The organism is Ketogulonicigenium vulgare WSH-001, assembly GCF_000223375.1.
In the GTDB taxonomy this organism is placed as follows: Bacteria; Pseudomonadota; Alphaproteobacteria; order Rhodobacterales; family Rhodobacteraceae; genus Ketogulonicigenium; species Ketogulonicigenium vulgare.
Window position 1 is genome coordinate 408,105 of sequence record NC_017384.1, and the last position, 20,378, is coordinate 428,482.

Annotated in this window: 19 protein-coding genes; 8 read left to right on the forward strand and 11 right to left on the reverse strand. The window is 62.9% G+C overall.

The genetic code is table 11. From position 1 onward, the window contains the following. Positions 1-4: 4 nt before the first annotated feature. The gene (locus tag KVU_RS01925) at positions 5-1,438 is read right to left on the reverse strand and encodes a hypothetical protein (RefSeq protein ID WP_164928150.1); all 1,434 of its coding nucleotides are present in this window, start codon (positions 1,436-1,438) and stop codon (positions 5-7) included. Positions 1,439-1,663: 225 nt separating this feature from the next. Here KVU_RS01925 and KVU_RS01930 point away from each other — a divergent pair, with 225 nt between their 5' ends. Beyond that, on the forward strand, positions 1,664-2,353 hold the full coding sequence (locus KVU_RS01930; RefSeq protein WP_013383630.1) for an SIMPL domain-containing protein: 690 nt from the start codon (positions 1,664-1,666) through the stop codon (positions 2,351-2,353). A gap of 24 nt (positions 2,354-2,377) precedes the next feature. Here the strand turns inward: KVU_RS01930 and KVU_RS01935 are convergent, their stop codons facing one another. The 5 genes from KVU_RS01935 to KVU_RS01955 all read right to left on the reverse strand — a co-directional run bounded on the left by KVU_RS01935 (position 2,378) and on the right by KVU_RS01955 (position 8,889). After that, a complete protein-coding gene (locus KVU_RS01935; RefSeq protein ID WP_013383631.1) occupies positions 2,378-3,496 on the reverse strand; it encodes a GT-B fold glycosyltransferase domain-containing protein in 1,119 nt (372 codons plus the stop codon). 80 nt (positions 3,497-3,576) lie between these two features. After that, positions 3,577-4,581, reverse strand: coding sequence for a helix-turn-helix domain-containing protein (locus KVU_RS01940; protein WP_236953135.1), 1,005 nt, complete (start codon positions 4,579-4,581; stop codon positions 3,577-3,579). A 140-nt stretch (positions 4,582-4,721) separates the two neighbouring features. Then, on the reverse strand, positions 4,722-6,152 hold the full coding sequence (gene gnd, locus KVU_RS01945) for an NADP-dependent phosphogluconate dehydrogenase (protein ID WP_014537519.1): 1,431 nt from the start codon (positions 6,150-6,152) through the stop codon (positions 4,722-4,724). A 110-nt stretch (positions 6,153-6,262) separates the two neighbouring features. Continuing rightward, positions 6,263-7,849: a GTPase gene (locus KVU_RS16345; protein WP_014537520.1), complete on the reverse strand. Its 1,587-nt coding sequence runs from the start codon at positions 7,847-7,849 to the stop codon at positions 6,263-6,265. Then, positions 7,846-8,889 carry a YcjF family protein gene (locus KVU_RS01955; RefSeq protein WP_013383637.1) on the reverse strand — a complete coding sequence of 348 codons (1,044 nt, stop codon included), beginning with the start codon at positions 8,887-8,889 and terminating at the stop codon, positions 7,846-7,848. Before KVU_RS01955 ends, KVU_RS16345 begins: the two co-directional genes overlap by 4 nt. Positions 8,890-9,148: 259 nt before the next feature. On the opposite strand from KVU_RS01955, the gene KVU_RS01960 reads away from it, so the two are divergent. The 4 genes from KVU_RS01960 to KVU_RS01975 all read left to right on the forward strand — a co-directional run bounded on the left by KVU_RS01960 (position 9,149) and on the right by KVU_RS01975 (position 11,813). After that, positions 9,149-9,640: a type III secretion system chaperone family protein gene (locus KVU_RS01960; protein ID WP_013383638.1), complete on the forward strand. Its 492-nt coding sequence runs from the start codon at positions 9,149-9,151 to the stop codon at positions 9,638-9,640. A 69-nt stretch (positions 9,641-9,709) separates the two neighbouring features. Further along, on the forward strand, positions 9,710-10,531 hold the full coding sequence (proC, locus tag KVU_RS01965; RefSeq protein WP_013383639.1) for a pyrroline-5-carboxylate reductase: 822 nt from the start codon (positions 9,710-9,712) through the stop codon (positions 10,529-10,531). Beyond that, a complete protein-coding gene (locus KVU_RS01970) occupies positions 10,528-10,863 on the forward strand; it encodes a tRNA-binding protein (RefSeq protein ID WP_014537521.1) in 336 nt (111 codons plus the stop codon). The genes proC and KVU_RS01970 overlap by 4 nt, the downstream gene beginning before the upstream one ends. Further along, the gene (locus KVU_RS01975; protein WP_013383641.1) at positions 10,860-11,813 is read left to right on the forward strand and encodes a 2-hydroxyacid dehydrogenase; all 954 of its coding nucleotides are present in this window, start codon (positions 10,860-10,862) and stop codon (positions 11,811-11,813) included. The genes KVU_RS01970 and KVU_RS01975 overlap by 4 nt, the downstream gene beginning before the upstream one ends. Here the strand turns inward: KVU_RS01975 and KVU_RS01980 are convergent. The 5 genes from KVU_RS01980 to proS are packed head-to-tail and all read right to left on the reverse strand — an operon-like array spanning position 11,810 to position 16,182. After that, positions 11,810-12,400 (reverse strand): thymidine kinase, encoded by a 591-nt coding sequence (locus KVU_RS01980; RefSeq protein WP_013383642.1) that lies wholly within the window; start codon positions 12,398-12,400, stop codon positions 11,810-11,812. The genes KVU_RS01975 and KVU_RS01980 overlap by 4 nt on opposite strands. Before the next feature lie 3 nt (positions 12,401-12,403). After that, complete coding sequence (locus KVU_RS01985) at positions 12,404-12,814, reverse strand: c-type cytochrome (protein ID WP_013383643.1); 411 nt, start codon at positions 12,812-12,814, stop codon at positions 12,404-12,406. 13 nt (positions 12,815-12,827) lie between these two features. Continuing rightward, a complete protein-coding gene (locus tag KVU_RS01990) occupies positions 12,828-13,517 on the reverse strand; it encodes an ABC transporter ATP-binding protein (protein WP_013383644.1) in 690 nt (229 codons plus the stop codon). Beyond that, positions 13,510-14,796 (reverse strand): lipoprotein-releasing ABC transporter permease subunit, encoded by a 1,287-nt coding sequence (locus KVU_RS01995; RefSeq protein ID WP_013383645.1) that lies wholly within the window; start codon positions 14,794-14,796, stop codon positions 13,510-13,512. Before KVU_RS01995 ends, KVU_RS01990 begins: the two co-directional genes overlap by 8 nt. A 48-nt stretch (positions 14,797-14,844) precedes the next feature. Then, a complete protein-coding gene (proS, locus tag KVU_RS02000) occupies positions 14,845-16,182 on the reverse strand; it encodes a proline--tRNA ligase (RefSeq protein ID WP_013383646.1) in 1,338 nt (445 codons plus the stop codon). Between the two features lie 140 nt (positions 16,183-16,322). On the opposite strand from proS, the gene KVU_RS02005 reads away from it, so the two are divergent. The 3 genes from KVU_RS02005 (at position 16,323) to KVU_RS02015 (ending at position 20,330) form a co-directional block, all read left to right on the forward strand. After that, positions 16,323-17,384, forward strand: coding sequence for an AI-2E family transporter (locus KVU_RS02005; protein WP_060486244.1), 1,062 nt, complete (start codon positions 16,323-16,325; stop codon positions 17,382-17,384). Positions 17,385-17,396: 12 nt separating this feature from the next. After that, positions 17,397-18,068: an HdaA/DnaA family protein gene (locus tag KVU_RS02010; RefSeq protein WP_013383648.1), complete on the forward strand. Its 672-nt coding sequence runs from the start codon at positions 17,397-17,399 to the stop codon at positions 18,066-18,068. A gap of 72 nt (positions 18,069-18,140) precedes the next feature. Further along, positions 18,141-20,330: an RNA degradosome polyphosphate kinase gene (locus KVU_RS02015; RefSeq protein ID WP_013383649.1), complete on the forward strand. Its 2,190-nt coding sequence runs from the start codon at positions 18,141-18,143 to the stop codon at positions 20,328-20,330. Positions 20,331-20,378 lie beyond the last annotated feature (48 nt).

Below are 20,378 nucleotides of genomic sequence, written 5' to 3' on the forward strand. Positions count from 1 at the left end.
GGGGTCATTCAGCGGCGCTTGGCCGTCTTGCAGCGCGGCCAGCGCCTGGATCCTGCGTTGCGGCCCCTAAATCCGTCTCGCCCAGACGCGGATCGGCGGCCAGGCGCGGGCTGCGAATCCAGACGCCGGTGGAATCGTGAAAGCTTTCCGCCTCGTCCTGGGTGACGGGGCCATTGCCAAGGGGCGCGATCAGCGCCTGCGTGCCCGCGCTCGCCGCGCCGTTTTGCAGCGCAAGGGCGACGGCCGCCGCCGCTGCATCTTGGGCGTCGGTGTCGGGCAAAGCATCAGGTGCGGTGGTGGCAACCGCAGCGGGGCCGGGCGCGAATAGCGCGCCGACCATGCGGCCAGCCGGTGTCAGCAGCGCGATGACCAGCATCACTAACAGCAACGCGGCGGCAAGGATGATCCACAGATAACGCGGCGCGGCGCGGCGGGGCGGCATCCGTTCGAACTGGTTCACCTTGGCCGTGACCGGTTTGGTCGGCGAAGGTCTCGCAACAATCGGCTTTGCCGCGATGAAGCCCTCGGCTTTGGGGGCTGCGGCTTTTGGCACAAGAGGCGGCAGCGCCGGAGCCTGCTTTTTCTCGCGCTTGGGCAGTTTGGCGGCGACATTGGCCAGATCGGCGCCACGCGCGCCAAAAAAGCTGGTCAGGCGATTTGCAAGCTGCGTCGCATTATCCAGCATCTGCTCGGTCGTGACCGGCTTTGGGGCCTCGTCCTCGGTCTCGGGCAAAGGCTCGGGCAGATTGCGCCGCGCAGCCAGTGGGGCGGCCAGCGAGGGGGAAGGGCGGGGCGCGGGCATGTCATCTGTTGCCACCGGCGTCTCGACCGGCCCATCGACCGTGACGGCGGGCGCGGCCACAACGACTGGCGGCGCGGCAGGCGCGTCGATAACCGTCGTAACATCTGCTGTTTCTTCGGCCGCGTCAGCCGCGGGCACTTCGTTCACAACGGAAAAGCGGGCCGCGCGTGGAAAGACATCAGCGGCAGGCAGGCTGGTGTGGAACAGCGGCTGGAAGCCGTGCTGGCGGGCGAAATCCTCGGCCTCGGACAATGTTTCTGCGGCGACAGCGGCGAGGTAAACCTTGGTCTCATCGCGCGCGAGGTCGGTGCAAAGATCGTCCAGCGGATAGGGCGTCGCCCCCTCTAGCTTTGCCAATGCATCGCTGTCGCTGAGATGGCCGGCCAGCGCCATATAGCGCAATTGTTCGGGCGGCAGCACGATCTGGACAGGAACAGGCGCATCGGCCCCCAGATCCAGCAGGCTTGCGCCCTGATCGCGCAGACCGACCAAGTGCTGGGCCAGATCTGGCGCATCCAGCGCCGCCTCTCCCAGCCGTTCCCAGGCCGCATCAAGCTGTTCCCCGGGCGCAGAGTCCCGCAGGCGCAGCAGGCGAATACCGTCAAAAGTCAAAGCAAGCGCAAGTTCAACCGTCATTCTTCAGCCTTAACACGCACGGCCTTTGTGTGAAACAACCGCAGGCCCGTGATCCAGCACCTATAGCAGAAATTCGCCGGAGCAAGACAGAGTTGCGAATTGCGCTGCGCCTTGGGCGCGAAGCCCGATAAAACATTTGTGCGCAGCCCGTATGGGACCAGCGCTGGCGATAAAATCGTCCATGCCTTAGGCTAAAATGATCCGCTGGATGTATAAGAGGACATCATGAACCATTCCATCTCGGCCCTTGCCACTGCTGCTGTGCTTGCCATCGCCGCGCCCGCCTTTGCAGATGAGACGATGACCGTGACCGGCACCGGTCAGGTGATGCTGGCCCCCGATATGGCGCATGTCAGCGTTGGCGTGTCGTTCGACGCCGATACCGCCGCCGAAGCCATGGCTGGGATGAGTACGGATCTGTCCGCTGTCATGGCGCGCGTCGAAGCGGCCGGGATCCAGGCGCGTGATGTGCAGACCAGCAGTATCGAATTGAACCCGCGTTACGACTATCCTGAAAACAGCGCGCCGGTGCTGGTCGGCTTTACCGCCGCATCGAACCTGCAATTGCGCGTGCGCGATCTGGATGCGCTGGGCTCGGTTCTGGATGCGACGGTCAGCGATGGCGCGAACCGCGTCTCGGGGATCAGCTTTGACGTGCAGGACCCCGCAGCCGCGATGAACGACGCCCGGCGCGCGGCTGTTGCCGATGCCGTGGCCAAGGCGAACCTGTTCGCCGATGCCGCTGGTGTGCGTCTGGGCGATCTGCAAAACCTGACCGAGCAATATGCGCCCGTCCGCCCCATGCCCATCGCCGAAGGCCGCATGATGGCGATGGCCGCCGACAGCGTGCCGGTCGCCGGCGGCGAGCTGACACTGAGCACCTCGGTCACGCTGGTCTATGAGATCAAGCAGTAAGACAACCCGAACGGGCTATGGGTGCTAGCGCATCCATAGCCCTTCGGCTTTGATAATCTGCCGATAGCGGTTCTCGAACCGGGGCAGCTTTTCGCGGTTGAACAACCCGCGCACTTTTGCGCCATCGCCTTGGAACGCCATCCGTTTGAACGGTGCGTATTCGGCGAAAACAGGGCGTAAATCAGGATTATTCACGATCTGCTCGAATTGCGCGACGACAGTGTCGCTTTCGCGCGCATAAAGCAGCGGCAGCGTGCGGTAATGGCAGGTCAGCGCACCATCAAAGCCGTCCAACGCCGGGCCCGGACGCCCGCCGCCAAGGGCGGTCACAACCAGCGGCAGCGCGACCTGATCCAGCCAAGGGTTCAGCGGTTGGATGACTAGTTCTTCTGGCGGGTCCTCGTTAATCTCGGTCGCATAGCGGGTAAAGAGGTTGCTGAACGCCACCGGATCGCTGCCAAGGAACCAGCCTGCGTTGAAGTACAGATAGCGCTCCCAATATTCATCGGGTTCGGACAGATCTAGCGTCTGTTCAAATGGCAGATCGAATTTATCGTAAAGCGACTTCCAGATCGCAGTGTAACCCGGCCAATACAGATCCTCGACCGGCCAGGTGCCTTCGCGCCGCATCGAGGCGGTGGGATGGCTGAAATCAATCTGGGCCTGCGACAGATCGCCAAGGATCATCGTATCCGTGTCGAAAAAGATGAAATTCTCGCCTGCGGGCAGGGTGGCAAGCGCCTCGATCTTATTCCCATAGGGATAGGTTTGACCAAAGAGGGTGTTGGTGAATGGCCTGATCGTCGCGCCATATGTCTCTTGCAACAGTTTGCGGATATGGGGCGCAATGCGCGGATCGTGATCCCAATGCGCCGAGGGTTGCGGCTCGGCCACGATCAAGCGACCGGCAAAGTTCGGCGTGTTTTGACGCAAGGCGGCGGCGAAGAGCAGCGCCTCGTATTGCAGGCGGCCGGCCTGTGCGACGATGAGGATATTGAACGCGGATTTTGCGACTGTAGGGACGTTCAGCGCAGCATCGCTGTTAACCTTTGCTTTCGCCTTGGCGCGCGGCTTGCGTGCGGGTTTTTCGGCGTTTGCGTCGTTGGATACTGTTTTAGCTTGCGACTGTTCAGAACCGTCCATACCCAAACCCCTTTGGCTGCATTGCAATAGAATTAACCAGCTGCCCTGCGCGTGACAAGCAGCGGATGTCGTTCGCCGTCTCAGACAACCGCCAGATCTGCGGCGCATTTATCTGAAATTAGACCCATCGCACGCCATTGAATTTGTGCCTTGGCACGGACATCGGACGGGGTCGCGGCATAGGCGCGGCGGAACTGATTGGCAAACCACGACGCATCGGTAAAGCCGCAGCTTTGCGCCAATTTGGTGATCGAGACATCAATAAATTCCGGATCGCAGATCAAGTGATAGACCCGCGACAGCCGCCGGGCGCTGACATAGTCGGTGAAGGAGATATCTTCAGTGGCAAATAATGTGCGCAGATAGCGCGCCGAAATATTGTTCACAGCCGCGATCTGATCGGGCGATAGGGCATCATCATCCAGATGCAGATCGATCGAACGTTTGATCTGCGACAGCCGGCGTAGCACGTCATTGCTGCCGATCCGTCCGCGCAGGCCAAGGGTGGCGGCGCTGGCATTACAGGCGGCGATGAACAGGTCGATGATCTTTGCCTCGAACAGGGCTTCGTCCAACGGCAGGCCTCTGTCGATGTCCTGATGCGCCTTGTGGATGGCCAGAATGATCTGTTGCCAGAACAGGTTGGCGGGCACACGCGTGCGGATCATATCGCGCAGCGTGGGTACGCTGTCATATAGCCGTTGCATCGGCACTGTCGCATAGACCAGCACCGCACCGGGGGCCAGAATTTCGGAACTGCCCTGTCGTTGCAGCGCGTCCAGCACGATCCATCCGGGGGTGCAGCGCAATGTCTGCCCGCCTATCGGGGTGAAGGTGCATTCGCCGCTAATAACCAGATGCGCCATCAGGTTTTCACCCTCGCCACTGGCCAGTGGCAGCGAGCGACGCAATGACGATGTGCTGTGATGGCCGATAGCGACCATACTGCCCGCCGGCAGCGTTGTGATGCGTCTGCGTGATCGAAATCCGGGCGCGCCCGCCGCAACTTGCAGCTTTGCCATCGGAAAGTTGACGGATTCATAGGCCGTCGCGCGCATCGTCTCGGGCAGAGTGGAGGTGTCCAAACTGAAGTCTTGCATGGCCAAAGACATCCTCATCATGACTGCCAGGCATTTGACGAGGATTTAGACGCAGTAGCAAGGCCGCCGACGGGGCAAGGGTCGAAAGTTGCGCGCGGTATTCGCCGCGCGCAACTGATATGCGATCAGGCTTCGGGCCAGATGTGGTGGAAGACGCCGTCGCGATCCAGACGGCGGAAGGTATGCGCGCCGAAATAGTCGCGTTGGCCTTGCACCAGATTCGCAGCCCCGCGCGCACGGCGCAGATCGTCGAAATAGGCGAGGGCCGAGGACAGTGCCGGCACCGGAATGCCTGCCGCCGCCGCTTTCGCGACAACTTTGCGCAATGCGCCTTGGCCGGCCTTGATGCGGTCGGCAAAGGCGGGGACCAGCAGCAGGTTCTCAACCTTCGCGCCGCCCGCATAGGCCTGCATGATGTCCTGCAGCAGGACCGAGCGGATGATGCAACCCGCGCGCCAGATGCGGGCAATCTCGCCCATCGGCAGATCCCAACCGAATTCTTTCGATGCGGCATCCAGCACGGCGTAGCCCTGCGCATAGGCGACGATTTTCGCGATTTCCAGCGCCGATTCCAGCTCGGCGATATCGGCGGCAGTCGCACCGAACACGCCGCTTTCAACCGGAATATCGTCATAGATGCCAGCGGCGGTCAGGCGCATGGCGCGCGCAGCCGAGACGCAGCGGGCAGCCACGGCCGCCTCAAGCGCGGTCGCGCCGATGCCCAGCTTTTGCGCCTCGATCACCGACCAGCGGCCGGTGCCTTTTTGACCAGCCTCATCGACGATGAAATCAACCAGCGGCTTGCCGGTCTCGGCATCGACCTCTTTGAGGACGCTTGCCGTGATCTCGATCAGATAGGACGACAGGCCGCGCGTGTTCCAATCGGCAAAAACCGCGCCGATATCGCCCGCACCTTGGCCCGCGCCGTCGCGCAGGATCGCATAGATTTCGGCAATCATCTGCATATCGGCATATTCGATGCCGTTGTGGATGGTCTTTACGAAATGGCCCGCGCCATCGGTGCCCAACCAATCAATACACGGACTGCCGTCATATTTCGCCGCGATGGGTTCCAGCAGCGGTTTCAGGCGCGTCCATGCCTCGGCCGAGCCGCCAACCATGATCGACGGGCCGTGGCGTGCGCCCGATTCCCCGCCCGATACGCCCATGCCGACAAAGTGCAGGCCAGTGCCGTCATACAGCGCATTGCGGCGGCGGGTGTCGTTGAAATCGGCGTTGCCCGCATCGATGACGATATCGCCATCTTCCAGCAGCGGCTGCAGTTGGGCGATCTGCTCATCGACCGCCGAGCCCGCGCTGAGCATCAGGACGATGACGCGGGGGGTGGCAAGGCTTGCCACGAAATCTTCAAGTGTTTCAGAGGGATGCAACCGCTCTGCCAGATCCGGGTTGTCTGTCTTCAGGCGGGTCGCCTTTTCAACGGTGCGGTTGAACAGGCCAACATTGAACTTGCCGTTATCCGCAAAATTCAGCGCCAGCATCGCGCCCATCACACCTAGACCCAGGACACCAAGGTCTGCCTTCGTCGTCTGCATCCGCATTCCTCCTGCGAGTGGCCGACCGCACGCCTGCATGGTGCGCTGGCCGCCGGTTCTTTTCGTTAGCGCGAACCCTCGGGAACGGCCAGATAAAATTCGATGCGCCATTACCCCTCGGGGGGGTCTTTTGCATCTTGGCCGCGCGCGCGGCCAAAGCCAAAGCGTTGCAGCCCCAGCTTTGTCCCCAAGCCAAGCCCGGTGCTGATCCCCTGCCACGCCCGGCCCAGCTCTTGCTGGATGGCGCCGCCCTGAGGCGTCAAGCGCACGCGATTGCGCTGCACCATTAGCCCTTCAATCGCATGGGCATCAAGGGTCTGGCGCAGAGTTTCGATATTCCATGCAGGGGGCGTGCCGCGCACCGGAATGGGCAGGGGCAGCGGCTGGCCGACGGCGGCGGTGATTTCATCGCCGATCTCGCGCATGGCACCCGATAGTTTTGCCACCGTCTCGGGCGGCAAGGCGGCGCTGGTGTCACCGGGCAGCAGCGCATCGACCCATGCGGCGACCATGACAAGCGGCGGCATCCGGCGCGCCGGGTCCTGTGCCAGCGCCTCCAGCCAATCGCGCAGGGCCGCAACATCGGGTGCGCGCGCGGGGCGGTTGGCCTTTAGCACCCAGACCACCATATCCGCGCCCATGAGCTGCGCGCGGGTCTCCTCGCGGGCCTTTTGGCTGCCATCAAGGCCCGCAAGATCAAGAAAGGTCGCCCGCATTCCGGCCACGGTGCCGCTATAGGCGGTTGCGCCCGGTGTCGTGGGCGGCATATCGGTTTCCGCCCGCTGATCGCCCAGCAACGCATTGATCAGTGTCGATTTTCCGGCACTGATTTGCCCGGCGAATACCACACGCAATGGGGCGTCGGGTGCGGCGGCACGCCCCTCGTCCCGGGCGGCGTCGGCGTGGCGCAGCGCCAGCAGCTCCGCATCCGAGAACCGCAAATGGCCCGAGTAAAGATCGACCGCTGCCTTTGCCACCTCTTGCAGCAGCACGGTTTGCAGCAGGGCAACAGCCTCGCCGGTCAGCATATTCTGATGCCCGCCCGCCGCCGCGCGGTCGATTTCCTGAATGACGGCCAAGGGCGGGTTGCGCAGCAGGCGAAAGACGCGCCAAGCATTTTGCCCGACGTGCCACAGTGCCTGCGCACGGTCGCGGTTCTGCCACAGCCAGATCACCGAGCGCAGCGAGAGGCTGTCGGAAAACGGCACATGGCGGCGCAGATCGGCCCGAAAGCGCGACGAGACGCGTTCGGTCAATAGCAAGGCCTCGGGCAGGGTAAAGTCAAAGGCGCTTTTGCCCTTGTCGCCGGAATGGGCGGCAATGACCTCGATCACTTCGATGGCCAGCGGTTGCAGTTGATCCCATGGCAGCGGGGCGGCGAGGCGCGCGTCAATCAGCTGGGTGGCCGCCTCATAGGCCTTGCCCGCCCGCGCGTCCCATTCGGGATTCGCGGCCACGCCTGTCTCGGCGGTTGGCGATTGCACCCGCGCGGATTTGCGACGCGGCCAACGGCGGATGGCGAAAGCGATAAGTGACAATGCCGCCGAGACCATGGCGAAATACCAGATCCAGCCGTGTTCGATCAGATACAAAAAGCCAAAGATGACGGCGGCGGCCATGGGGATTGCGACGGCGCCCACAGCGGCCAGCCGCTCGGCACGCATCAGCCAGCCGCTGATCGGGCGGCGAGGCTTCATGCTTTGTCACGCTCGCGCCGCAGCGCATCGGCATAGACGCTGCGCAGCGCATCGGGCGATGGGGTGGCGCCGTTCATATGATGGAACAGGAAATAAGCGCCTGCGCGGCCCAAGGCATAGGTCGTGCCAAAGCTGACTGTACCCGATGCGGCAGCCACAATCGTCTGGCCATAGACGGGGATGAATTTCCCGAGTTGCCTCAGGCCAAACAGTGCCGCATAGCGCGCCGCCGTGCCTGCGCCCAAAGCGGTCAGGAACCGCATCATCAATCCGCGCGACCATTTCGCGCCATATTCCCCCGCCAACCAGTTCATCATCGTCAACTGCACGCCCGGCACAGAAAACGCGCCGACCGCAGGGACCAGATCGGTGGTGCCCGCAACACCTGCGAAGGTCAGCACGCGCGGGCGCAGTGCTGCAAACCGCGCCGCCTCGGCATCGGCGGCGCTGGCCTTGGCCAGAATATCGGCGACCTCTGGCAGCAGGGTCGAGAGTTTATCAACCAGCGCATTCATCCCCTCGGCGGTATAGCCGCCAGCGGGGGTGTGGCCGAGCTCGACATAGGGCAGGGCGCGGCCCACGGCTTCTTCGTAATCCTGGCGGAGCAGGCGCAGGGAACGGGCGTGCGCCTCGGGGCCCAGCAGATCGCCGGCGGTTGCGACAAGCAGCACGGGCGCTTTGCGGCCCACGCGGCGCAGCACGTCCAGCACCTCGCCCTGAATGGGATCGTCCAGCCGCGCGACTGCCAGTATCATATGGGTGACACCCGCAAGCGCCGCGATATCCTCGGCCGGATCATAGCCGACTTCGCCAAGGCCGCGCGTATCCATGAACCGCATCACCGGCGCATCGGGCGGGAAATCCAGCGCGCGCGAGGTTTTGGTGCAGCTTTGGAACCCGTTGCCGATGGCGACATCGCTCAGGCCCGTCAGGCTGGCGATCAGGCTGCTTTTGCCCGCGCCCGTTTTGCCCAGCAGCCACAATGTCGGCACAGCGGCGGGTTGCGGCAGGCCCGTGGTGCGCATGGTCGTATCCTGCATGACAGCCCTTCAAAGCCAGTTCATTCATTCCAAAGATAAGGGCTTTGGCGCGCCCTTCAATGGAAAAGCGGGGGAATCACCCCCCATGGCGGCGGCGCGCCCAGCTTGGGTATAAGTCGCACCTGCCTGTGTATAACCTAGGGTGAATCCGCCGCAGACGCAAAATCTTGTGGATATGAATCGGGATAGCACAAGTTGCGCTTGCTGCGGGGGGCGTGGGTCTGACCTTATGATCGCAGATTTTACGCAGCGAGGCCCCATGCCCGATCTTGGACATCATCTGTCGCACCCGATCGATCTGGTCGAAGACATTGCCCAGCATCACGCCTGGGAGTTCGACCGTATCACCCGCGATGATATCGCCATGGTGGTCGAGGGGCTGTGGCGGTCCTATACCGTCACCCTTTCCTGGAGCCCCGAGGACGAGGCCCTGCGCCTGTTCTGCACATTCGAGATGGAGCCGCCCCCCGCACGTCTGGCGGCGCTGTACGAGGTGCTGAACCTGATCAATGACCGCTGCTGGGCGGGATCGTTCAGCTGGTGGCCCGATCATCAGATGATGGCGTTCAAATATGCGCTGTTTCTGGCCGGGGGCCAGCAGCCTTGCACCGCGCAGGTCGATATGATGATCGCAACCGCCATCAGCAATGCCGAGCGCTATTACCCCGCCCTGCAAATGGCGACTTGGGGCGAAAAAACGCCCTCCGAGGCGCTGCGCACCGCGATCACCGAGGTGCATGGCCACGCCTAGGCCTTTCGGGCTGGCGCCCGCAATTCCAAGGCGCTAGCCTTTCCCCAAACGATTTAAGTTTCGGGGAAGATGATGATCGACGATAGCGTAAGCATGAATGGTCTGGTGCTGCTGGGCTGTGGGAAAATGGGCTCGGCCATGCTGGCGGGCTGGCTGTCGGGCGGCTTGCCGCCGACCTCGGTCTGGGTGAATGATCCGACGCCCTCCGATTGGCTGCTGGCGCAGGGCGTGAATGTGAACCGTCCGCTGCCGTCCAAACCCGCCGTTGTGCTGATCGCCGTGAAACCCCAGATGATGGCCGATGCGTTGCCGACGCTGCAGGCTTTGGGCAATGGGGATACGCTGTTCCTATCGGTTGCCGCTGGCATCACCATCGCCGGCTATGAAGAGATCCTTGGCGATCACACCCCCATCGTGCGCGCCATGCCGAACACGCCTGCGGCCATCGGTCTGGGCATTACGGCGCTGATCGGCAACGCCCATGCCTCGGACGCGCAGGTCGATCTGGCCGAAAGCCTGCTGCGCGCTGTGGGTCAAACCGTGCGGCTGGACAGCGAGGAACAACTGAACGCCGTCACCGCGCTATCGGGCGGCGGCCCCGCCTATGTCTTTCACCTGATCGAGACTTTGGCCGCTGCGGGCGAACAGGTCGGCCTCTCGCCCGAAATGGCGATGACCCTGGCCAAGGCTACCGTCGCGGGGGCGGGCGCGCTGGCAGAGGCCTCGGACGAGACGCCGACCCAGCTGCGTATCAACGTGACCTCGCCCAAGGGCACCACGCTCGCTGCGCTGAACGTGCTGATGGACGAGCAGACCGGCTTTCCCGCCATCGTTCCCAAAGCGATCAAAGCCGCGCGGGACCGTTCCGCCGAATTGGCCTCTGGCAAATGAGCGCGACATTCGACGACTTTCTAAAGCTGGACATCCGCGTGGGCCGTATCACCCGCGCGGAAGCCTTCCCCGAGGCGCGAAAGCCCGCCTATAAACTCTGGATCGACTTCGGCCCCGAGATTGGCGAAAAGCGATCCTCGGCCCAGATCACCGTGCATTATGATCTGGAGGGGCTGATCGGCAAACAGGTGATGGCGGTGGTGAATTTCCCGCCGCGCCAGATCGGGCCGGTGCTGTCCGAAGTGCTGGTGCTGGGCGTGCCGGATGCCGATGGTGCCGTGGTGCTAATGACCCCTGATCACGACGTGCCACTGGGAGGGCGCCTGCATTGAAACTGTTTATCTCTCGCCTGATGCCCGACGGGGCGCTGGCCCGCGCCCGCGCGCAATATGACGTCACCCTGCGCGCCGAGGCGACCAAGCCGCTGACCGAGGATGAGATGGTCGCGGCCCTCACCACCCACGATGCGCTGCTGGTCACGCTGGGCGATCGTTTGACCCAGACGGTGTTTGAACGCGCCAAGGCGGCGGGCCTGCGGGCGGGGCTGATCGCGAATTTCGGCGTCGGCTTTAACCATATCGACGTCACGGCCGCCCGCGCGGCAGGGGTCGAGGTCACGAATACCCCCGGTGCGGTGACGGATGCCACCGCCGATATCGCAATGACGCTCATCCTGATGACCTGCCGCCGCGCGGCCGAGGGTGAGCGTCTGGCCCGGTCCGGCGAGTGGCAAGGCTGGGGCCCGGTCGAGATGCTGGGCCAGCATGTCACCGGCAAGACGGTCGGCATCGTCGGCTTTGGCCGCATCGGGCAGGCGATTGCGCAGCGCTGCCATTACGGCTTTGGCATGGATGTGGTCTATTATAACCGCTCGGCCAAAGAGGCCGCGTTCCCCGCGCGCAAGATCGACGATCTGCATGCGCTGATGGGCGCGGCGGATATCGTCGTGGTCGCGGTGCCGGGCGGCAATCCCGATCTGATCGATGCGGACGCGCTGGGCGCGATGAAACCTACGGGCGTTCTGGTCAATATCGCGCGCGGCGATGTGGTGAACCAAGATGCGCTGATCGAGGTGTTGCAGCGCGGTGCCATCGCGGGCGCGGGTCTGGATGTGTACCGCGACGAGCCGAGCATTCCAGCTAGCCTTCGCGCGCTGGACAATGCCGTGCTGCTGCCGCATCTGGGCACCTCGACCCATGATGCGCGGGCCGAGATGGGCGCGATGGTGCTGGATAATATCGACGCCTTTGCCGCCGGTCAGCCACTGCCTAATCGCGTTTAAAAGGGCACATCCTCGCCCATCGCGGCGCGCCAATGACGGCGGCAAAGGGACACATAGGTTTCATTGCCGCCGATCACCACCTGATCGCCATCATGGGCGACGGTGCCATCTGGGCCATAGCGCACGACCATCGTGGCCTTTTTCCCGCAATGACAGATGGTGCGCACCTCGCGCATTTCATCGGCCAGTGCCAGCAGCGTGGCCGAGCCGGGGAATAGCTCGCCGCGAAAATCGACGCGCAGGCCAAAACACATGACGGGCACGCGCAGGTCATCGACGGCGCGGGCCAGTTGCCAGACTTGGTCCGGGGTCAGGAATTGCGCCTCGTCCACCAAGACGCAGGCGATCTCGCCCGCGGCTTGGCGCGCGCGGATGCGGGCGAACAGATCGTCGCCCGCGCGATAGGTATCGGCATCCGCACCGATCCCGATGCGGCTTTCAATACGGCCCACACCTGCGCGGTCGTCAAAGGCGGCGGTCAGCAGATAGGTCTGCATGCCGCGTTCCAGATAGTTATAGGACGCCTGCAGCAGCACCGTCGACTTGCCGGCATTCATCGTCGAATAGTTGAAGTAAAGCTTAGCCATTCTCTATTTCTGTAGGCCGTAGACATAGTTCGCAACAGCCAGCAGGCCTGCAGGGACCGGGGTCGAGACGCCGTTATTCTCGATCAGCACCGGCTCGCCCAGATCACCATCGCCAAAAGCCGGCATCGCGCCGTTATGGCCGCCTTGGCCAAAGCCGTCGATGGTCGACATCACGCTGTTCCATGGGAAGGTGCCGCCATTGCGGGTCGCGATACGCGTCAGGTCGGTGGCGGGCGGCTCCATCGCGATACCCATGGCGCGCGATCCGGTGCCATCCGCCCCATGACAGGCCGCGCAGTTCTGTGCAAACATCTGCGCGCCGTCGAATTCGCGTTCCGGCATAAAGGCGGCGCAGGCTGCGATCAAAGGCACCAGCGCCAGCGCGGCGACCAGCGGGATCGAGGTTGAGTTCATGTGGCTGGCCTCCCTAAGGCTTAGCTTCCAAGAGTTTGCCGCCATCAAGGCGCAGGATTCGATCCATACGCGCGGCCAAGTCCAGATTATGGGTTGCGATCAGCGCGCCAAGCCCTGTTTCACGTGCAAGGCCGATCAAAGTGGAAAAAACCTGTTCCGATGTAGCCGGATCAAGGTTGCCGGTCGGCTCGTCCGCCAGCAGCAGGCGCGGGGCGTTCGCCAATGCGCGGCAAAAGGCGGTGCGCTGCTGCTCGCCGCCCGACAGGGCCGCAGGGCGGTGATCGGCGCGGTGCGCGATGCCGACGCGTTCCAGCAGCTGCGCGGCGCGGGCCTCTGCTGCGGCGCGCGGTGTGCCATTTATCACTTGCGGCAGGATGATGTTTTCAGCGGCGGAAAATTCCGGCAGCAGGTGATGAAATTGATAGACGAAACCGATGCTGGTGCGGCGCGCCAGCGTGCGACGGCGGTCATTGGCACGCGTCAGATCCACGCCATCAATCGACACGCGCCCGCCGTCGGCGCTATCCAGCAGCCCCGCGATATGCAGCAGCGTCGATTTGCCCGCGCCCGATGGGGCCACCAGCGCGACAACCTCGCCCGCGCGCAAGGTCAGATCAACGCCATGCAGCACTTGCACCGCATCCGCGCGGCCTTTGTTATAGGTCTTTTCCACCCCTTCAAGGTGCAGCACGATGTCATTCATAGCGCAAAGCCTCGATCGGGTTCATGCGGGCCGCGCGGCGCGCCGGGAAAATCGTAACGATCCAGCTTAGGCCCAGCGATAGCCCCATGGCCGAGGCGATATTGTGCCACTGCAGTTTCGCGGGCAGATGATAGATGCCGCGCACCGACGGGTCCCAGACGCCGCCGCCCGCCACTGTGTTCACCATGGCAAAAATCGGGTCGATATAAAGGGCGAACAGCGCCCCCAGCGCGACGCCAACCAGCGTGCCGATGGTGCCGATGGATGCACCGCAGATAAAAAAGATCCGCAGGACCGATCCCTCGGACAGGCCCATGGTGCGCAAGATGCCGATATCGCGGCCCTTGTTTTTCACCAGCATCACAAGGCCCGAGATGATGTTCATCGCCGCGATCAGCACAAGGATCGACAGCAGGACAAACATCACATTATCCTCGATCGTCAGCGCCCGCAGATAAGCGCCCGCGCTGTCTTTCCACGTCCATGGCATGGCGCGGGGGCCAGCGGCATTCATCAGCGCGGGGACGATCGCATCGACGTTTTCGGGGTCGGCGACCATGACCTCGATCTCGTCCGCGACGCCATCGCGGTTCAAAAACGACTGCGCATCGGCCAGCGGCATGTATAGGCGCACACGGTCAATGTCATAGCGGCCTGCGCTGAAGATCATCGTCACCGTATAGGCATTGGCGCGCGGCACGACACCCATCGGGGTGCGCGCGCCATTGGGCGAGGTGATGCGGATACTATCGCCGACTTGCAGCCCGAGGCTTTGCGCAACGCCCGAACCGATTGCCACGCCGCCCTCGAAATCAGCAAGGCTGCCTTGCTGGTTCGCGGGATCGGCGATGCTGGGAATGGTCGCCAGATCAGCGGCGCTGATGCCATAGATATCCACGGGCGCGTTATATTGTCCGGCAGTCGCCAGCGCGGTGGCCCGCACAAGGGGGGCGGCGCGGGTGACGCCCGGAACTGCGGCCAGATCAGCGGCCATGGCCTGATAATCGGTAATGGTGCGGTCATTGCTGCCCGCGCTATCCATCACCGGATATTGCATCATCGTCACATGGGCATTGGCGCCCAGGATCGAATCGACGAATTCCTCGCGGAAGCCTTCGCGGATCGCCAGCGTCGCGACCAGCGCGAATACCGCCAGCGTCACGCCGATCAGGCTGATCCATGTCATGACCGAGACACCGCCTTCGGCCTTGCGCGCGCGCAAATAGCGCCACGCGATCATCCATTCGAAACGGGCGAAGGGCAGGGTGGATTGCGCCATGGCGGCCTCCGGCAGCGGATGCCCCCCGATAGTCGGGAGGCAAGCCGTTTAGATATTCGCGTAGATCGCGGCGATACGGGCGATGGCCTCTTCGGGGGGCAGTTCCTCGGAGACGCCAGTGCGGCGGCTGGTCAGCTCGACCACGCCGTTTTTCAGGCCGCGCGGGCCGACGGTGATGCGCCAAGGCAGGCCGATCAGATCCATCGTGGCGAACTTGCCGCCCGCGCGTTCATCGCGGTCGTCATAGAGCGGGTCCAGACCCAGCGCGACAAAGCTGTCATGTAGCGCCTCGCAGGCGGCGTCTGCCTCGGCATCGCCCTGTTTCAGGTTCACGATGCCGACGTGGAAGGGGGTGACACCCTCGGGCCAGATGATGCCCTTGTCGTCGTGGTTCGCCTCGATCAGCGCGCCGATCAGGCGGCTGACGCCGATGCCGTGGCTGCCCATTTCAACGGGAACCTGCTTGCCTTCGGCGTTCTGGACGGTGGCGCCCATCGGTTCGGAATATTTGGTGCCGAAATAAAAGATCTGGCCCACTTCAATCCCGCGCCCGACCTTGCGGCGGCCTTCGGGGATGGCATCGAACAAGGCGGCGTCATGCGTTTCGTCAGTGCGGGCGTAGGGGGTCGTGAACTCTTGGCAGATCGCGGCGACTTCCTCGCGGTTGTCATAGTTGATCGCGCGCTCGCCCAGCTTCAGACGGGTCACGTCCTCGTCGTAGAAAACCTCGGACTCGCCGGTGTTCGCCAGCACAAGGAACTCATGCGTGTCATCGCCGCCGATGGGGCCGCTGTCGGCGCGCATCGGAATGGCGGTCAGGCCCATCCGCTCATAGGTGCGCAGATAGCTGACCATATGGCGGTTATAGGCATGCAGCGCATCCTCGCGCGTCAGGTCAAAGTTATAGCCGTCTTTCATCAGGAATTCGCGGCCACGCATCACGCCAAAGCGGGGGCGCATCTCGTCGCGGAATTTCCACTGGATATGATAGAGGGTCAGCGGCAGATCTTTATAGCTGCGGACATAGCTGCGGAAGATGTCGGTGATCATCTCCTCGTTCGTCGGGCCGAACAGCATTTCGCGCTTGTTGCGGTCGGTCATGCGCAGCATTTCGGGGCCGTATGCGTCGTAACGCCCGGATTCGCGCCACAGATCAGCCGATTGCAGCGTCGGCATCAGCAGGGGGATGTGGCCTGCGCGTTGCTGTTCCTCGTGCACGATTTTTTCCAACCGCGACAGCACCTTATATCCCAGGGGCAACCAGGCATAGATGCCGGCCGACTCTTGCTTGATCATGCCCGCGCGCAGCATATAGCGGTGGCTGAGGATCTGGGCCTCGGCCGGGTTTTCTTTCAGAACGGGCAGGAAGTAGCGGCTGAGGCGCATATCGGGTCCTTGGGGAAGGGTTTACTTAGCCGAAGGTGATAGGCGCTTGGGCGGGGTGAAGCAAGGGCGGCAATCGGCGCCCTTGCCAGTTTGGCAAAGCTGGGCCACAAGTTGAGCCATATTATGCAAGGGGATTTAAGGTGCAAAAGCAGGCGATCTATTGGCTATCGGCCGCTGCGATCTTTTTGGCGCTGCTTTATACCGTCAGCGGCGTGCTGCTGCCCTTTGTTCTGGGCGCGGCGATTGCCTATCTGCTGGACCCGGTCGCCGACCGGATGGAGCGATGGGGCATTGGCCGGGTCTGGGCGGTCTCGATCATTTCGCTGGTTGGGGTGCTGTTGTTCACCATTGGGCTGCTGATCTTGGTGCCGACGCTGATCAATCAGGCCCTGCAACTGGTGAACACCGTCCCCAGCCTTGTCGAGCAATTGACCAACTGGGCGCGCGACAGTTTCCCCGAGCTGTCGGACGAGCAAAGCCAGATGCGCCAGACCCTTAACACCACACTGACCAATATCGGCAATGCGATCCAGTCGCGCGGCGGCGAGTTGATCGGCGGCCTTGTCGGCAGCGCCATGAGTGTCGTGTCGATCGCCATGGTGCTGTTCATCGCGCCGGTCGTCGCCTTTTATCTGCTGCTCGACTGGGATCGCATGGTGCGCCATGTCGATGATCTGATCCCGCTGCCGCGCCGTGCTGAAGTGCGCCGCATTTTTGCGGAAATTGATCAGACATTGTCGGCCTTCATTCGCGGGCAGGGGTTGGTCTGTGTCGTGCTGGGCGTGTTCTATGCGGTGACGCTGATGCTGGCGGGGCTGAATTTCGGTCTGGTGATCGGCTTTGGCGCGGGGATGATCTCGTTCATTCCCTATGTCGGCACGCTGGTTGGCGGCGTCGCGGCCATCGGCCTTGCCCTTTACCAGTTCTGGGGCGATTGGCTGCATGTGGCGATTATCGTCGCGATCTTTTTGATCGGCCAGTTCCTAGAGGGGAACGTGCTGGTGCCAAAGCTGATGGGCGGCTCGGTCGGGCTACATCCGGTCTGGCTGATCTTTGCGATTTCGGTGTTCGGCGCCTTGTTCGGCTTTGTGGGGATGCTGGTTGCGGTGCCTGTCGCGGCGATTATCGGCGTGCTGATACGCTTTGGCTTGCAGAAATACAAAGAAGGCCCCATGTATCGCGGCCCATCGAACATGCTCTGATCTAGGGGTCTCATGGCGCAACAACTTAGCTTCGATTTGCCGATCCGCCCCTCGCTGGCGGCGGGGGATTACGTCGTATCCGAGGCGAATGAAGCCGCCTATGTCATGCTGTGCGAAGAGCCCTGGCCGATCAACAAACTGGCGCTGATCGGTGCGCCGGGGGCAGGTAAAACCCACCTCGCGCGCGTGTGGCAGGCGCAAGAGGGCGGCCATGTCTGGCAGGCAGGCGGGCTCGATCCGCAAGGCGGCCTGCCGCCTGATGGCGCCAATCTGGTGATCGAGGATATCGAACATCTGCCCCGCCGCGCCGAGGAATATGTCTTTCACGTCCACAACCATCTGATGAACACCGGTGGGCATCTGCTGGTGACCTCGGATCGTGGCCCCGGCGATTGGGCGATCCGCCTGCCGGATCTGGCCAGCCGGATGCAGGCCATGGCGGTGGTGCCGATTGGCGATCCGGATGAATGGCTGATGACCGCCGTGTTGGCGAAACTATTCGCCGATCGCCAACTGGTGCCCACCCCCGACGTGCTGCCCTATCTGGTGTCGCGCCTGCCGCGCTCGCTGGCCGTTGCCGCCGAAGTCGTGGCGCAAATGGATGCGGCAGCCCTTGCACAACGTCGCCCGCTGAACCGCCCTATGGCGCGGCAGGTGCTGGACAACCGCGCGGCGCAGGGGTGAAATAGCGGCGTGTCATCAATCCGTCATGTCATCATGACAAGGACGGCGTGAAGACAGGAATGACAGGTCGCCATGCACGCCGAAAGCCAAATCCCAGCCAATCTCGCCGATTTCCTCGCCGCGCCGTTCCCGCCTGCGGTCGAGGCTGATTTCACGGGCCCCGCACGGTTTTATAACCGCGAACTCAGCTGGCTCAGCTTCAACACCCGCGTGCTGGAAGAGGCCGAGAATCGCCGCGTTCCGCTGTTGGAACGTCTGCGGTTCTTGTCGATCTCGGGCACCAATCTGGACGAATTTTATACCGTCCGCGTAGCGGGTCTGCGCGAATTGGCCGCAGCCGGAAATACAACGCCCGCCGCCGATGGCCTGACCCCGGCCGAGCAGCTTTTGCGCATCAACGCCCGCGCCCGCGACCTGATGAAACGGCAAGAGCGTGTCTTTGTCGCGCTGCGCGACGAGATGGCCCAGAACCGCGTCATCCTTTTGTCGCGGGGCGATCTGACGGAAAGCGATCAGGCGACGCTGGATGACATTTTTATGAACCAGGTGTTCCCGGTGCTGTCGCCGCTGGCGATCGACCCGGCGCACCCTTTCCCATTCATCTCGAACGAAGGTTTCGCGCTGGCGCTGCAACTCGAGCGTAAGGCGGATAAGCGCTCGCTCAAAGTGCTGCTGCCGGTGCCGAACCATATCGGGCGCTTTGTCCGGCTGCCGTCTGATCCGGGCGAGGATCGCTTTTTGCTGCTCGAGGAACTGCTGCAACTGCATATCGACCGTTTGTTCCCCGGCTATCGCATCGGCGGCGCCTGCACGTTCCGGGTGCTGCGCGACAGCGATATCGAGGTCGAGGAAGAGGCCGAGGATCTGGTACGCGAATTCGAAACCGCACTAAAGCGTCGCCGCCGCGGCGAGGTGGTGCGGCTTGAGATTTCTGCCGACGCACCGCCCGGCCTGCGCAAGCTGATCACGCGCGAGCTGCATGTGCAGGACGACGAGATTTTCGAGATCGCCGGTCATATCGACATTGGCCGCCTGAAAGAAATGGTGATCGACAGCCGCCCCGATCTGCTGTGGCCGACCTTTACGCCCCGCGTGCCCGAGCGTGTGACAGATTACGACGGCGATATGTTCGCCGCGATCCGTCAAAAAGACATGCTGCTGCATCACCCCTATGAGACCTTCGACATGGTCGTGCGGTTCTTGCAGCAGGCGGCGCGCGACCCCGATGTGGTGGCGATCAAGCAGACGCTGTATCGCACCTCGCGCAACTCGCCGATCGTCGACGCGCTTTGCGCCGCCGCCGAGGATGGTAAATCCGTCACGGCTTTGGTCGAGTTGAAGGCCCGTTTTGACGAGGCCGCGAATATTCGCCAGTCCCGCCGGTTGGAGCTGTCGGGCGCGCATGTGGTTTACGGCTTCACCAACTATAAAACCCACGCGAAAATGTCGGTCGTTGTCCGGCGCGAGGGCGATAGGCTGGTGACCTATAGCCACTTTGGCACCGGCAATTACCACCCGATCACGGCGCGGATTTACACCGACCTGTCGCTGTTCACCTGCGATGATCGTCTGGGCCGCGATGCGAATAAAGTGTTTAATTACATCGGCGGCTATGCCCAGCCCGAGGGGCTGACCAACCTTGCCATCTCGCCCCTGACGCTGAAGCCGCGCCTGTTGGAGCTGATCGCCGCCGAGGCCGAACATGCCCGCCAAGGCCGCCCGGCCGAGATCTGGGCCAAGATGAATTCGCTGACCGAGGAAGATGTGATCGACGCGCTTTATGCGGCAAGTCAGGCCGGCGTGAAGATCAGCCTTGTGGTGCGCGGCATTTGCAGCCTGCGCCCGGGGATCATCGGCCTTTCCGAAAATATCCGTGTGAAATCCATCGTTGGCCGCTTTTTGGAACATAGCCGTATCGTGTGTTTCGGCAATGGTCGCGGCCTGCCGTCGCCCAAGGCGCGGGTGTTCATCAGCTCGGCCGACTGGATGGAGCGCAACCTCAATCGCCGCGTCGAGACCTTGGTCGAGGCGGTGAACCCGACCGTCAAGGCGCAGATCGTCGATCAGATCATGGCGGCGAATATGGCTGACGTTGCGCAAAGTTGGGTGGGCGATGCCAGCGGCGATTTCCATCAATATCCGGTGCCAGAGGGGGCCTTTGCCTTTAACTGTCATCGCTTCTTTATGGAAAATCCCTCGCTGTCGGGGCGCGGCTCGGCAGGGGCGGCGGACGTTCCGCAGTTGACCCACGCCGACGACTAGGGGATAGCTAGCGATAACGGCGCCCCGCGCGGGGCGCCTGCCGCAAGC